Annotated in this window: 8 protein-coding genes; 4 read left to right on the forward strand and 4 right to left on the reverse strand. The window is 66.9% G+C overall.

The window, feature by feature from the left end:
* Positions 1 to 3: 3 nt before the first annotated feature.
* The gene (gene glyA / locus A3OK_RS0111595; RefSeq protein WP_019905034.1) at positions 4 to 1308 is read right to left on the reverse strand and encodes a serine hydroxymethyltransferase; all 1305 of its coding nucleotides are present in this window, start codon (positions 1306 to 1308) and stop codon (positions 4 to 6) included.
* A gap of 431 nt (positions 1309 to 1739) precedes the next feature.
* Positions 1740 to 3038, reverse strand: a complete 1299-nt coding sequence (locus A3OK_RS0111600; RefSeq protein WP_019905035.1) for a L,D-transpeptidase family protein — start codon at positions 3036 to 3038, stop codon at positions 1740 to 1742.
* A gap of 256 nt (positions 3039 to 3294) precedes the next feature.
* Between A3OK_RS0111600 and A3OK_RS0111605 the strand changes: the two genes are divergently transcribed.
* From A3OK_RS0111605 to A3OK_RS0111615, 3 genes are all read left to right on the forward strand, one after another.
* Positions 3295 to 3678 (forward strand): hypothetical protein, encoded by a 384-nt coding sequence (locus tag A3OK_RS0111605; protein WP_026597175.1) that lies wholly within the window; start codon positions 3295 to 3297, stop codon positions 3676 to 3678.
* Between the two features lie 42 nt (positions 3679 to 3720).
* Positions 3721 to 4758, forward strand: a complete 1038-nt coding sequence (locus A3OK_RS0111610) for a DUF1775 domain-containing protein (RefSeq protein WP_026597176.1) — start codon at positions 3721 to 3723, stop codon at positions 4756 to 4758.
* Between the two features lie 135 nt (positions 4759 to 4893).
* Positions 4894 to 6981, forward strand: coding sequence for a TonB-dependent receptor (locus A3OK_RS0111615; RefSeq protein ID WP_019905038.1), 2088 nt, complete (start codon positions 4894 to 4896; stop codon positions 6979 to 6981).
* Between the two features lie 115 nt (positions 6982 to 7096).
* On the opposite strand, the gene A3OK_RS0111620 is transcribed toward A3OK_RS0111615, so the two are convergent.
* Positions 7097 to 9529, reverse strand: coding sequence for a penicillin-binding protein 1A (locus A3OK_RS0111620; protein ID WP_019905039.1), 2433 nt, complete (start codon positions 9527 to 9529; stop codon positions 7097 to 7099).
* A 173-nt stretch (positions 9530 to 9702) separates the two neighbouring features.
* Complete coding sequence (locus A3OK_RS0111625; RefSeq protein ID WP_019905040.1) at positions 9703 to 10977, reverse strand: N-acetylmuramoyl-L-alanine amidase; 1275 nt, start codon at positions 10975 to 10977, stop codon at positions 9703 to 9705.
* A gap of 757 nt (positions 10978 to 11734) precedes the next feature.
* Here A3OK_RS0111625 and A3OK_RS0111630 point away from each other — a divergent pair.
* Positions 11735 to 14797, forward strand: a complete 3063-nt coding sequence (locus A3OK_RS0111630) for an Rne/Rng family ribonuclease (protein ID WP_019905041.1) — start codon at positions 11735 to 11737, stop codon at positions 14795 to 14797.
* Positions 14798 to 15249 lie beyond the last annotated feature (452 nt).

Genomic DNA, 15249 nt, shown 5'->3' on the forward strand with positions numbered 1-15249 from the left:
GCTTCAGCCGTAGATAGGGAAACGGTGGGTCAGGGCGTGGACCTTGTCCTTCACCGCAGCCTCGATCGCCGGATCGCCGCCTTCACCCTTGGCCACCAGACCGTCGAGCACCTCGACGATGAAGCCGCCGATCTGCTTGAATTCGGCGACGCCGAAGCCGCGCGAGGTTCCGGCCGGGGTGCCGAGGCGGATGCCCGAGGTGATGGTGGGCTTCTGCGTATCGAACGGCACGCCGTTCTTGTTGCAGGTGATGTGGGCGCGCGACAGCGCGGCTTCCGCCGCCTTGCCGGTGAGGCCCTTCTTCTGCAGGTCGACCAGCATCAGGTGGTTGTCGGTGCCGCCGGAGGTGATGTCGTAGCCGCCCGACATCAGGGTGTCGGCCAGCGCCTTGGCGTTCTCGATGACCTGCTTTGCGTAGATCTTGAACTCGGGCTTCAGCGCCTCACCGAAGGCCACGGCCTTGCCGGCGATGACGTGCATGAGCGGACCGCCCTGGAGACCGGGGAAGATCGCCGAGTTGAACTTCTTGGCCAGCGCCTCGTCGTTCGTCAGGATCATGCCGCCGCGCGGGCCGCGCAGGGTCTTGTGCGTCGTGGTGGTGGCGACATGGGCGTGCGGGAACGGCGACGGGTGGACGCCGGCCGCGACGAGACCCGCGAAATGGGCCATGTCGACGAAGAAGTAGGCTCCGACCGCGTCGGCGATCTCGCGGAACTTCGCGAAGTCCCAATGACGCGGGTAGCCCGAGCCGCCGGCGATGATGACCTTGGGCTTATGCTCGTGGGCGAGGGCCTCGACCTGCTCCATGTCGATGCGCTGATCGTCGCGGCGCACGGTGTAGGAGACGGGCTTGAACCACTTGCCGGACACGTTCGGCGGGGCGCCGTGGGTGAGGTGGCCGCCAGCGGCGAGGTCGAGACCGAGGAAGGTATCGCCCGGCTGCATGAGGGCCATGAACACGCCCTGGTTCGCCTGGCTGCCGGAGTTCGGCTGCACGTTGGCGAAGCCGCAACCGAACAGGCGCTTGGCGCGCTCGATGGCGAGGTTCTCGGCGATGTCGACGAACTCACAGCCGCCATAGTAGCGGCGGCCCGGATAGCCTTCGGCATACTTGTTGGTGAGCACCGAACCCTGAGCTTCGAGCACGGCCTTGGAGACGATGTTCTCCGACGCGATCAGCTCGATCTCGTGCTGCTGCCGGCCGAGTTCCTGACCGACGGCCTTGGCGACTTCCGGGTCGGCGTCGGCCAGGGATGCATTGAAGAAGGAGTTCGAAAAATGCTTGTCGCTTGCGGTGCCGGCGCTCATGGAAAGCCTCGATTGTTGAACGGGCGAGGGCGTCCGTTATCCGCTGGCGTTGAGGCGGGCGGGCGCTCGATGCGCAATTTACTACACGTGCGGTGCGGCGAGGCCAAGCACAGCTAATTTGTAGCCTCGACCAAAAAAAATTCGGTGCATTATGAATCCAGGTCGCGTCGACCGGCGCGATGCTGGAACGACCCGTTTCGGCGACGTACCGGCGACCCTATGTCACGACTCAGGTGGCGCATCGGGCGAATGATCCCCGACGCCGAGCGCTTCATCGCGCCCCGAACCGGGGCGCGATATCGGGATTTCCCCCGCCACCCGCGATGTCCGAGAGATTCCGCCGCCGTTGGGGCGGTCATGGCGACACGCGAAAGGGGCGGACGATGGTCTCGTCCGCCCCTTTCGCCGAAATACGGTCCGGTGTCGGCCGTCTAGTTCTCTTCGTCGCCCGGCTCGAAGGTCTGGACCGGTTCGGCACTCGCGACTGGGGTCGGGCCGGACAGTGTCGAGGGGACGTTGACGCCGTCGCGCTTGTAGATGTCGTCGCGGAACTGCACGAGGCCGTCCGGGGTCGCCCAGGCGGTGATGTAGGTCCAGTAGACCGGCACCGGGGTGCTCAGGGTCGCGTCGACGCGCTTGCCGCTCTCGATCGCCTGCTCGACCTGATCGCGGCCCCAGCCGGGCGTGTCCTTGAGGAGCCAGGTGATGTACTCGCGCACGTTCTGAACGCGGACGCAGCCCGACGAGATGAATCGGAAATCGTCGCCGTAGACACCCTTCGAATTGGTGTCGTGCATGAACACGCCGTGCGGGTTCGGGATGTTGATGCGCACGATGCCCATCGAGTTGAAATCGGCACCCGAATCCTGGCGGTAGCGGTAGCGCGTGCCCTCGTCCGAGTTCCAGTTCACCGAGGCCGGCGAAATCTCGGTCTCGCCGGTGAAGATGCGGATCTTGTTCTCGGTGAGGTAGTTCGGGTCCTTCTGCATCTTGGGGATGAGGTCCTTCTTCACGATGGAAGCCGGGACCGTCCAGAAGGGGTTGAAATTGATCTGCGTCGCCTTGGTGTTCATGATCGGCGACTGGCGGTCGATCTTGCCGACGCCGGCAGCGTGCAGGGTCACGACCTGGCCGTTCTCCACCGTCTGGACCAGGGCGGCGGGGATGTTGGTGATGACGAAGCGGTTGCCGAGGTTGCCCGAATAGGAGCGCAGGCGGACGGCGTTCACCTCGAGCTGCTTCAGGCGGATGTCGGCCGAGACGTTCATGGCCTGCTGGGTGGCCATGCTCATGGAGCCGGTCTGGCTCAGGCCGTGACGGGCCTGGAAGCGCTTCACCGCGGCGGCGACGTAGGAATCGTAGACGCCGGAGCTGCCCGAGGCCGCATCGATGTCGCCGGTCACGGCGAGGCGGGCGCGAAGCGCCGCCACGGCGGGGCCTTTGCCGCCGACGCGCAGACGATCCGCCCCGGAGACGGGCCGCCATCCGCCGCGGGCGACGATGTCCTTGTAGCGCTCGACCATCTGTTCGGTGGCCGCCATCGTCTGAGGCGACAGGATCGGCGTCGAGGAACGCTGCACCTGCATCGCCGCTGGCGACGCGTAATCCTGCGCCCATTCAGCCTGGGAGAACCCGGCCGCCTCGCGGGCGGAGGCCGTCTGGGCGAACGCGGCGGCGCCGGCGAGAAGCGCGAAGCCCAGCGTGCGAGCGGTGGAAGCCTGTTTCAGCATCGGACGGAAACTCTGATCTGACCTGTGAAGCGGCACGAGGCCGTCGGGGCATGGCCGTGATGGATAACGGCCACCGAAAGTCCTGTGCCGCGAACGTGTCGGGGCACGGTTAAGAAGTCATGCAGTCCGGGCTAGAATGTGGCACGGCCACGATTAATCTCAGGCTGTCCTGTACTGCAGCGCACATGCAACACGACTGCCCGGCGAACCGTGAAAGAGATGGCGGGATTGTGTCCCTTGCGCTAAGCGCTGGAGGATGATGGCGGGAGACCAGAAAGCGGGCGGCTTGCGCGCGATCACGGCGGTGATCGCGCTCTACGCGTTCGTGCTGCAGGTCTTCCTCGGCACCCTAATGCCGCTGCCCGCACACGGTCATGCCGACCCGCTCTGCTCCGGACTCGTCGATGGGGTTGCAGTCGATGCCGACCGAGGACCGGCCGGGTCCGGTCATGGCGCGCACAAGCTCTGCTGCACCTCCGTCGCCGCGGTCTCGGGAGCGGTTCAACCCGGCCTTTCATCGAGCGAGACGGTCTGGCCGGCGCAAGCGGTGACCCGCCTGACGTGGCGCGACGAGGCTCGCCCCGGTGCCCGTGGGCCGCCGGGATCGATCTCCCAGCCGCGAGGGCCGCCCGTCACCTGAAGCGATTCGACATCTCGATCCCTTCAGACACGGACGGCCATCATGAAACGGATATTGCAGGCGGAGCTCGCCGCGGCGCTCCTCGTCACCCTTTCGACCGGTGCGGCCCTTTCCCATGCCGGGTTGGAGCGCAGGGAAGCCAGCCCGAATTCGACCTATCGCGGCGTGGTCCAGATCAACCACGGCTGCAACGGCGAGCCGACCAACCGGGTGAGCGTGACGATCCCCGAGGGTGTCATCGGCGCCAAGCCGATGCCGAAGCCCGGCTGGACCCTGACCACGGAGAAAGGCCCCTACGCCAAGGCCTATCCGTATTATCACGGCGACATTTCCGAAGGCGTGAAGACCATCACCTGGAGCGGTGGGCAGCTGCCCGACGATCAGGTCGACGAGTTCACCTTCGTCGCCCGGATCACCGATGCCTTCGCCCCCGGCGCGACCGTGTATTTCCCCGTCGAGCAAGATTGCGCGAAGGGCAATTACCGTTGGAGCGAGATCCCCGCTCCGGGCCAGGATTCGCACGCGCTGAAATCTCCCGCCCCGGGCGTCAGCATCGTCGCGGCGCAGGCCAAGGCTCCGTCGGGCACCGCATCCGCCTCATCGGGCACGATCAAGGCCGGTGACCTCACCATCGACACGCCGTGGATGCGCGCCACGCCCGGCGGCGCAACCGTGGCCGGCGGCTACGTGCGGATCACCAATACCGGCGCGCAGGCCGACACCCTGGTCTCCGCCACCATCCCGCTCGCAGCCTCGGGATCGATCCATTCCATGACCATGGATGGCGGCGTCATGAAGATGGCCTCGGTCGAAGGCGGTCTCGTGCTCAAGCCCGGCGAGACCGTGGAATTGAAGCCCGGCAGCTATCACCTGATGTTCGAGGGGCTGAAAGCGTCGCCCAAGGTCGGTGAATCGATCTCGGGAACGCTGGTCTTCGCGCGCGCCGGCAGCGTGCCGGTCACTTTCGCTGTCGCGCCCATCGGGGCCAAGACGCCGATCGGGGCCAAGGCGCCCATCGACGCCAAGGCGCCGAGCGCGCCCGCCGCGGCCGAACCGGCCGCCGGACATCACCAGCACTGACGTTTCGGATCCGGGGCCGCCATCGCGCATGGCGGCCCCGGCCAGCGCTTCCACCCCCTTCCCTTTTTGGACCCGCCGCTCCTCCGCCTCGATCGCGCGGAGTGTTTCAGGGCGCGGCGTCCGGAGCCTTTCGCCATGCCGTCCTCCCGTCTCCGGGGTGCCCTCGCGCTCCTCCTCCTGTCGTCCACCTCCGCCATCGCGCAAGGGGTGGCCAATGCCGAACTGCCGGAGCTCAGCGTCCAGGGCGCGTCGGCCGGCTCGCTGACGGTGCCGAGCGTCACCGCGCAGCGGGCGGCACTGAACGCCACTGTCGGCTCCGTCGCCTTCGTCGATGCCAACGATTTCCAGAAACGCTACGCCAACACCCTGCGCGACGTCCTGAAGGACACGCCCGGCGTGTTCGTGCAGCAGCGCTACGGGCAGGAAATGCGCCTGTCGGTGCGCGGCTCCGGAATCTCGCGCGGCTTTCACCTGCGCGGAATCGAGCTCCTGCAGGACGGCATCCCGGTGAACGCCGCCGATGGCAGCGGCGACTTCTACCAGATCGATCCGCTCGCCCTGCGCTCGGTCGAGGTCTACAAGGGCGGCAACGCCCTGACCTTCGGCGCCACCACGCTCGGCGGCGCGATCAACTTCGTCACGCCGACGGCGCAGACGGCCATCGCGCCCAACATCCTGCGCATCGACGGCGGGAGCTTCGGCACGATCCGCGAGCACTTCCAGTTCTCGCGCGTGTCCGGCCCGGCCGATTTCCTGATCAGCGGCACGCTCACCAATTCCGCCGGCTACCGCGATCACGAAACTCAGCGCACGCAGAACTTCAACGCCAATCTCGGCTATCAGCTCGCCCCCGGCGTCGAAACGCGGTTCTATGTCGGCCTCTACCTCACCGATCAGAAGCTGCCCGGCACGCTCGGTCTGACCGACGTTTTCGGGAATCCGACCCGCGCCAACCCATCGGCCATTGCCGGCAACCAGTCTCGGAAGGTGGAGACCGAGCGGGTCGCCAACCGAACCTCGTTCGCCCTCGATGTCGGCAAGCTCGATATCGACACCTGGGCGATCCACAAGTCGCTCTATCACCCGATCTTCCAGGTGATCGACGAGGATGGCTGGACCTACGGGATCTCGCCGCACTGGGCCGGAACGTTCGACATCGCGGGCTATCGCAACGACACGATTCTCGGGCTGCGCGCCTTTGCCGGGCAGAATTCGTCCCTGCGCTTCATCAACCAGTCCGGCCAGCGCGGCGCGCAGACCCTGAACGCCCTGCAGAGTTCGTCGAGCTACGAGGCCTACGGCGAGAACCGCTTCTGGTTCCTGCCCGATGTCGCGCTGATGGTCGGGGCGAAGGCCTTCTCGTCGAACCGGACCTACAGCGACAAGGGCGGGTTCGGCACCAGCCCCGGCGCCAAGTTCGACAACCGGACCTATCAGGGCATCAACCCGAAACTCGGCCTGATCTGGCAGCCGCTTCCCGATATCCAGGTGTTTGGCGACATCACCCGCTCGCGCGACGTGCCCGACTTCACCGATCTCACCCAGACCATCGGGACGACGACGCAGTTCGTGCCGCTCCAGGCCCAGCGCGCCTGGACCTATGAGGCCGGCACGCGCGGCCGGCTCGACCGGCTATCCTGGGACGTGACGCTCTACCGCTCGGAAATTCGCGACGAACTGATCAACTTCTCGGTCAATCCCACCATCAATATCCCGGCGGCGACCTTCAACGCGCCGCGCACCCTTCACCAGGGGGTCGAGGCGGCGGTCTCGCTCGACATCGTCCGCGACCTCAGCGGCATCGGCGACCGCATCTCGGCCAAGCAGATCTGGACGCATAACGACTTCCGCTTCGTCGGCGACCCGCAATTCGGCGACAACCGCATCGCCGGCATCCCGCAGGACGTGCTTCGCAGCGTCGTCACCTACAACCACCCGAGCGGATTCTATCTCAGCCCGTCGGTGGATTGGGTGCCGCAGGGGGCCTTTGTCGACCATGCCAACACGCTGCAGGTGCCGGGCTACACGCTCGTCAACGTCCAGACCGGGATCGACTTTTCCAACGGCGTGTCGCTGTTCCTGGACGCCCGGAACCTGGCGGATGTCCGCTACGTCTCGGACATTTCGGTGGTGAACAACGCCTCCACCTTCGCCGGTGGCCCGACGGCCTTCTATCCCGGTGTCGGCCGGAGTTTCTTCGGAGGCGTGCGGGCGTCGTTCTGAGAACGACTATCCCGGCCGCTTCACGATCCGAGTCGCGTTCCACACACGCGACGACGGTCCAGGCACGGGCGATCCGATCGTGGATCGCCCGCGCATGCTCAGTAAGAACCGCTTCTCAGTACAGACCGCCGGCCTGGGCGGCGCGGTCCGCATCGGCCGGGGCGGCAGCGGGTGCGCCGCCCGGAGCGGCGGGTGCGGCGACATAGGCGTCCGGCGGGGCGGTGCCCGGCTTGAACGCTTCAAGGATGGTGCCGGCGCCTTCGCCCGAGCCGGCACGCATGCCGGAGGCCACGTTGACGCGGATCAGCTTGATGCCCGGCGGCACGCGGAACGGCGTCGGCGGCTTGTCCTTCAGCGCCTGTTTCAGGAAGTCGAGGGCGATAGGCGCTGAGAGGCCGCCGCCGGTGGCGCGGTCGCCGAGCGAGCGCGGCTTGTCGAAGCCGAGATAGACGCCGACGGCGAGATCCGGCGAGAAGCCCACGAACCACGCGTCCTTGGCGTCGTTCGTCGTGCCGGTCTTGCCGGCCAGCGGCTTGCCGATCTGCTTCAGGATCGTCGCCGTGCCACGCTGGACCACGCCCTCCATGATCGAGACCATCTGGTAGGCGGTGAGCGGATCGAGCACCTGCTCGGAATCGTCCACCAGCTTCGGCTCGTCCTGGCCGGACCACTTCTCCGCGTCGCAGCCGAGGCACTTGCGGTTGTCGTGCTTGTAGATCGTCTCGCCGACCCGGTCCTGGATGCGGTCGATCAGGGTCGGGCGGATGCGGCGGCCGCCATTAGCCAGCATGGAATAGGCGGTGACCATGCGCATGACGGTGGTCTCGCCGGCGCCGAGCGACATCGGCAGGACCGGGAGCATGTCGTCGTAGACGCCGAAGCGGCGGGCATATTCGGCGATGAGCGGCATGCCGACATCCTTGGCCAGCCGCACCGTCATCAGGTTCTTCGAATGCTCGATGCCGTAGCGGAGCGTGTGCGGCCCACCGGACTTGCCGTCGTAGTTCGACGGCGTCCACGCCTCCTGGCCGGGGCCGGCCTCGATGGTGATCGGCGAATCCTGCACGATCGAGGACGGGGTGTAGCCGTTGTCGAGGGCAGCCGAATAGACGATCGGCTTGAACGACGAGCCGGGCTGGCGCTGGGCCTGCGTCGCGCGGTTGAACTGGCTCTCGTCATAGGAGAAGCCGCCGACCATGGCGTGAACGCGCCCGGTATAGGGGTCCATCGCGACGATGGCGCCGGAAATCTCCGGGCGCTGGCGCAGGCGGAACAGCCCGCGACCGCCGTCGATCGCCTCGACATAGACCACGTCGCCGGCACTCAGAGCAGCGGAGGGCGAGCGGCCGGTCCAGCGGGTGCCGTCGGCGGCGATGGTGCCGGTCTCGCGGTCCTTGGAGACCTGGCCGGAGGCCTCGCGGCGGGGCTGGAGACCGATCTGTGCGGCGCCGCCGGTGGTGCTCAGCACGACGGCGAGCCGCCAGGGCTGCACGTCGCCGAGAGCCGGAACTTCGGCCACGGCCAGACCCCAGTCGCGACCGACGAGATCGACCTTGGCCTGCGCCCCGCGCCATCCGTGGGACTGGTCGTAGCGGATCAGGCCGTCGACCAGGGCCTTGCGCGCCCAGGCCTGCATCTTCGGGTCGAGGGTGGCGCGCACGGAGAGGCCGCCTTCGTAGAGCTTCTTCTCGCCGTAGCGCTCGCTGATCTCGCGGCGAACCTCTTCGGTGAAGTAATTGGCGTTGGCGGCATTGGCGAAGGCGACGCGCGGGTTCACGCCCAGCGGCATCTTGCGGGCGGCCTCGCCCTCTTCCTTCGTGATGTAGCCGTTCTGAGCCATCAGGCCGATGATCTCGTTGCGGCGGTCGAGGGCCTTCTGGGTCTGGCGATAGGGGTGGTAGTTGTTCGGGCCCTTCGGCAGCGCGGCGAGATAGGCCGCCTCGTTGATCGTCAGCTCGTGGACGGACTTGCCGAAATAATCGAGCGCGGCGGCGGCGACGCCGTGCAGGTTGCGGCCGGGCACGATGGTGCCAAGGAAGATCTCGTTGAGGTAGAGTTCGAGGATCTTGTCCTTGGAATAGGTCGACTCGATCCGGAGCGCGATCAGCGCCTCCTTGATCTTGCGGTCGAAGGTCTGCTCGTTGGTGAGCAGGAAGTTCTTGGCCACCTGCTGGGTGATGGTCGAGGCGCCCTGCTTCTTGCCGCTCTTGGCATTGGTCAGGATCGCGCGGACGATGCCCTCCGGGTCAATGCCGCCATGCTTGTAGAAATTCTTGTCCTCGGCCGAGAGGAACGCCGCCACGACGACCTTCGGCATCGCCTGGATCGGCAGGTAGAGCCGGCGCTCGTTGGCATATTCGGCGAGCAGGCTGCCATCCGCCGCGTGGACGCGGCTCATCACCGGCGGCTCGTAATTGGCGAGCGCGGCGTGATCGGGAAGATCCCGACTATAGACATAAAGGAAATATGAGCCGGCCGCAGACACAAGCACCAACAGCATCGCACCGATGCTGAACAGGAAGCCGAAGAAACGAAGGATGAAGCGCATCCGGGTCCCGTCCGTCGATGATCTGCCGCTGCCGGTCCGGCCGAGAGGCGAGGATGACCGAGACCTCGATTGTCCCGGAAAGGCAAGAGTGACGCGACGACCCGCGATCGTTCGGAAGACGTTGAACGCCAGTTCCGGGCCGGGGCGCCGTGAGCCCCGGTTTCACACCGTATCTATGGTGAAACTGGGGCGATTGCCGCAGAGCGGCGCGGCGGCACCGGCCGGGTCAGGGAGGTGCGGTTGGCAAAGAACGCGTCGATGGCCTTCGCCATCCCGCCCGTGACGTCGGCCCGCCAGGCTTCGGACTGGAGCAGGTCGAGGTCGCGCTTGCTCGACAGGTAGCCGAGTTCCACCAGCACCGAGGGCACGTCGGGCGAGCGCAGCACCACGAAACCGGCCTCGCGATGCGGCTTGTTGCTCATCTCCATGACGGGTCCGAGATAGGACATCAGCCCCTTGGCGAAGCCCGAGGAGAAGGTGCGGGTCTCGCGCAGGGTCAGTTCCTGCAGGATGTCGGCGATATGGCCGGGGCCTTCGCTCGAATCCGTGCCCGCAGCCGCATCCGCCTTGTTCTCGCGCTCGGCGAGCTTGGCCGATTCGGCGTCGGTGGCCTTCTCGGAGCCGGTATAGATGGTGGCGCCGCGCACCTGCGGCGCCGACGAGATCGAATCGGCATGGATCGAGACGAACAGGTCGGCACTGGCCTCGCGGGCGATTCGAACCCGATCGGCGAGGGGCACGAAGACGTCGCGGTCGCGGGTCATCCGCACGCGGTAGCGGCCGGAGGCTTCGAGCTTGCCGACGAGGGCCTGGGCGAAGCCGAAGACGATGTCCTTCTCGAAGATGCCGGTGGCGGCGATGGCGCCCGGATCGATCCCGCCATGCCCGGCATCGATCATGATCAGCGGACGCGAATCCGTCGGTTCGGAGAGAGTGGCCTTACGGCTCGGAGGAGCGGGATCGTTGGCCACGGCGGCGCGGCGGAAGGCGTCACGATCGGCCTTCTGGAACTCCACCGAGAGGAGGATCGCGCCGTCGCGCGTCCGGGTCGTGGTCTCGATGCGCCCGACCGTGGCCGGCTGGGCGAGGTCGACGACGATGCGCGAGCGGCCGGGAGCGAACAATCCGTAGCGGAAGGAGGAGACCAGTCCCTCCCGGCGACGCCCGGTCTCCGGTCCGAGCTGGAAGTTCACCTCCGCCAGGTCGATCACCACCCGGTCCGGCCGCTCCATCACGAAGGCGCGGGCCTCGATCGGCTTCGACAGGGTCAGAGTGAGCTTGGTCAATCCGCCCGCGCCGGTGGACAGGTCGGCGGCGATGGCAACGGCCGATTGCTGGCCCGGAACCGTCGCGCCCGTGCGCACGCCATCCTGAGCCGCGACCGGTACGGCGATCGCGAGGGCGGACAGGATGAGGGCGCGGCGGAGCAGGCGAGCGAGAGGCGGCATCGATCCGGCAGTCGTTGTCCTGAGAACGCGGGATGTTTCGCGGCGCGGGTTTTGACCGGCGTTGGTAAGGGATACGGCCGGGATGGTTAACCGTTCCTCTCGGCCGCGACGACGAAGCGGCCAGCCTGTTGCTGTCGGGGAACAGGGTCGACGCTATGATCCGGAGCATGGCGGCATTCGCGGAACGTCGGCAAAGTTGTGGCGGCGCGAGCGTTGCTGCTTGCCAAGCGCCCGCGACGATCTGTAATGGTAATGTCCCCTTCCCGGGTGTCGTGCGGTCTCATCCGCGGCCCGCGGGTGCGTCATGGCATGTCGCCGTGTCGCCTCGCAGTCGGCTCTCCGCGTCAAGTTCGTCGGCGTCTTCAGTCCGGGTGGGTATCGGTTCATGCGGCGGTTTTTTCGCCGACGCGCCGTTCTTGAAATCAGCGGCCGGCATTTGACCGGCCTCAAAGTCTTCGTGAGGTCAGGGAGCGGATGGACGGACGCACAGCATCGGTTGCCGTTGCTCGTGTTCACAGCGTACGCGTTTCGCGTGGCGCCGGTTCGCCGTCGGCCCTGGCCAGGTTCAACCCCACGCGCGCCGATCGCCGGCGCCCAGCGGCGGTTGACGGCAATCCTTTCCCCAAAGCCCCCCTGGCCCGCGTCTTCGGGCCTTGGCGCGCACTCCCCTCGACGGCCGATGGGCCGGGACCGGGCAGCGCTTCGCCGGGACAGTTCGGCTCCAGAAGGACGACGTCGACCGCCATGAAAGCTTGTCATGGCCAACAACAACAAGATGCTCATCGACGCGATGCACCCGGAGGAGACTCGGGTCGTCACGGTTCACGGTTCCAGGGTTGAGGAATTCGATTTCGAAGCCGCCAACCGGCGTCAGCTTCGCGGAAACATCTACCTTGCCAAGGTGACCCGGGTGGAGCCGTCGCTCCAGGCCGCCTTCATCGAATACGGCGGCAACCGCCACGGCTTCCTCGCCTTCAGCGAGATCCATCCCGACTATTACCAGATCCCGCTCGCCGATCGTCAGGCGCTGCTCGAGGACGAGGCGCGCGACGCCGAGGAACATCGCGAACGCGAGGAGCGCAAGCCGCGCCGCCGTTCGCGTGGCCGCCGCGCCGAGGCCGCGTCCGCCAAGACCGGCGAGACGGTGAGCTCCGAGGACGTGTCCGAGGCCGTCGAGGGTGGTCGTCCCGACGAGCACGAGCCGCAGAACAACGAGTCCGGCGAGCATCCGGTCGCACCCGACGCTGCTGTTGACGACGCTGCCCATGAAGGCACGACGGACAGACTTGAATCGTCGGAGGCCGCCGCTGTCGAGGCTGTGCCCGTCGAGCCGGGCTCGGACGCCTCGTCCGACCTGCCGCCCGCCGCCCTCGAAGGCGATGCCGGACCCTCGGCCGAGCCGATTGCAGCCGCCTCCGATGAGGCCACCTCATCCGAGGTGTCGACCGCAGAGGCGCCCGCCCCGGAGCCGGTCGCCGAGGGTCATCCCGATCTCGCGGCCGCCGTGGACGAATCCGACGAGGATGAGGAATCCGACGAGGACGAAGACGACGATTCGGACGACGAGGACGAGGACGAATCCGACGACGAGGATTCGGACGACGAGCATGAAGGCGAGGACGGCGAGCACAAGATCGCCCAGGTCGGCGGCAATGGCGATGCGCTCGCCGAGATCCCCGAGCGTCCGCGCAGCTACCGTCGTCACTACAAGATCCAGGAGGTGATCAAGCGCCGCCAGATCATCCTCGTGCAGGTCGTCAAGGAAGAGCGTGGCACCAAGGGTGCGGCGCTCACCACCTACCTGTCGCTGGCCGGCCGCTACTCGGTGCTGATGCCCAATACCGGTCGTGGCGGCGGCATCTCCCGCAAGATCACGTCGGCGGCCGACCGCAAGCGCCTCAAGGAAGTCGCTCAGGATCTGGAGGTGCCCGAGGGGATGGGCGTCATCCTGCGCACGGCCGGTGCTTCCCGCACCAAGCCGGAGATCAAGCGCGACTTCGAATATCTGATGCGCCTGTGGGAGAGCGTGCGCGAGCTGACTCTGTCCTCCTCCGCACCGGCCCTGGTCTATGAGGAAGGTTCGCTGATCAAGCGCGCCATCCGCGACCTCTACAACAAGGACATCGACGACATCCTGGTGGCGGGCGACGACGCCTACCGCGAGGCCCGCGACTTCATGCGCATGCTGATGCCGGGCCAGTCCAAGGTGGTGCAGCCCTACCGCGACCCGACGCCGATCTTCGCGCGCCACGGGGTCGAGCAGCAGCTCGATGCGATGTTCTCGACCCATGTCACGCTGAAATCCGGCGGCTACCTCGTTATCAACCCGACGGAGGCGCTGGTCTCCATCGACGTGAACTCGGGCCGCTCGACGCGCGAGCACGATATCGAGGACACCGCGCTTCGCACCAACCTGGAGGCGGCCGAGGAGGTCGCCCGGCAGTTGCGCCTGCGCGACCTTGCCGGCCTCGTGGTGATCGACTTCATCGACATGGAGGAGAAGCGCAACAACCGCGCCGTCGAGAAGAAGCTCAACGACTGCCTGAAGAACGACCGCGCCCGCATCCAGGTCGGCCGCATCTCCCCCTTCGGCCTGCTCGAGATGAGCCGCCAGCGCATCCGCACCGGCATGCTGGAAAGCTCCTCCCTCCCCTGCATCCATTGCGGCGGCTCGGGCTATGTCCGCGCCACCGCGTCCGTGGCCCTGCAGATCCTGCGCGCCATCGAGGAATCGCTGCTCAAGAGCACGACGCACAACCTCGTGCTTCGCACCCGCACCGAGGCGGCGCTCTACATCCTCAACCAGAAGCGCGCGCATCTGCGCGAGCTGGAGATCCGCTTCGGCGTCAGCGTCACCATCGCCGCCGACGAGCGGCTGGCCGCGACGTCGGCCTTCCAGCTCGATCGCGGTGAGCTCGCGATCCGGAACGAAGCACCGGTGACCGGCGTGCGCGCCGTGGCGATCTCTCCGCTCCTCGATGCCGACGACGAGTTCGAGGGCGATGACGAGGAGGAGGCGGTTGCAGAGGCTGAGGCCGACGTGGCCGAGCCCGAGACCGAGGCCGCGCGCGAGAAGTCGGCCGAGGGTAATGGCGAGGGCCGCTCCAGCGGTCGCCGCCGTCGCCGTCGCCGTCGCGGTGGTCGTCACGAGACCGGTGAGTCGACGGGCGAACAGAGTGCGGGCGAGGACGATCAGTCCGGCGACGACGACGCGGATGGCGAGGGCCAGGACGGTGATGGCCGTGACGGCGACAATCGCGAGAATGACGGCGGCGAGGCCGATCGGGCCGTCGCGGTCGAAGCTCAGGACGGCGAGACGGCGTCAGCGCCTCGCCCCGAATCGTCCGACGACGAAGGCGCCGGCCGCCGCCGCCGCCGTGGACGTCGGGGTGGACGTGGCCGCGACCGCAATGAAAGCCGGCCGCGCGACGAAGCCAGTGAAGACCGGGGCGAGGCCGTCTCCGCGGAGGATTCTGCCCCCGCCCCGACCGACTCTGCACAGGCAGCAACGGAGGCTGCGCCCGAGCCCGTCTCCGTCGACCTGCCGGTGGACGACGAGCCCTCAGCCCGTTCCCAGGATGCAGTGACCCAAGAGATCGTCACTCAGCAGATCGTCACTCAGCAGATCGTCACTCCGGAGACGGCGACCTTCGAACCGGAGGCAAGCGTCGCGACCCGACCGGACGTCGTCGCCGAACCGGCACCCGCGCCCACCCCGGCACCGGAGCCGGTGGCCGTGGTGTTGACGCCGAGCGATCCCGATCGCCCGAAGCGCGCTGGATGGTGGTCGAGGACCAAGGCCGCGCTCACCGGCGAATAAGTTCGACACGCCAGCACGCCCTCAGAATGGTTGACCGGGCCGCATCCCAGCAGGGATGCGGCCCGTTTTCGTGTCCGGTTCAGAAACGCGACGTTTCGGGGGGGCAAAAAGGCGAGAACGCCATTTCGCGGACGCCATGCATGATCGGGAATGGGGACAACGGCCCGTCAGCTCGGCGACCTGCGCGTCTCACGCTGCCGCCGTGCCCTGATACTCCGCATCAGCTATCCAATTATTGTGCATCTCCAGTATCAATATTGTGCAGATTGCCGCCGATCTGCCAATCAAGCCCGATTTCCAGTCCAATATATGTGATTGGGCAGAGCTGTTGCAGCAATGTCCTTTTTTCCCAAGTTGCCATCCCATACGGTCAAGCCTGAGTTGGATGCCAGGGCTGCGACGTCGGAAGAGGCGGCTGCTGCCAGGGAGCCTTAACTGGCGCGAGAAGACCG

This window comes from Methylobacterium sp. 77 (assembly GCF_000372825.1).
Lineage (GTDB): Bacteria > Pseudomonadota > Alphaproteobacteria > Rhizobiales > Beijerinckiaceae > Methylobacterium.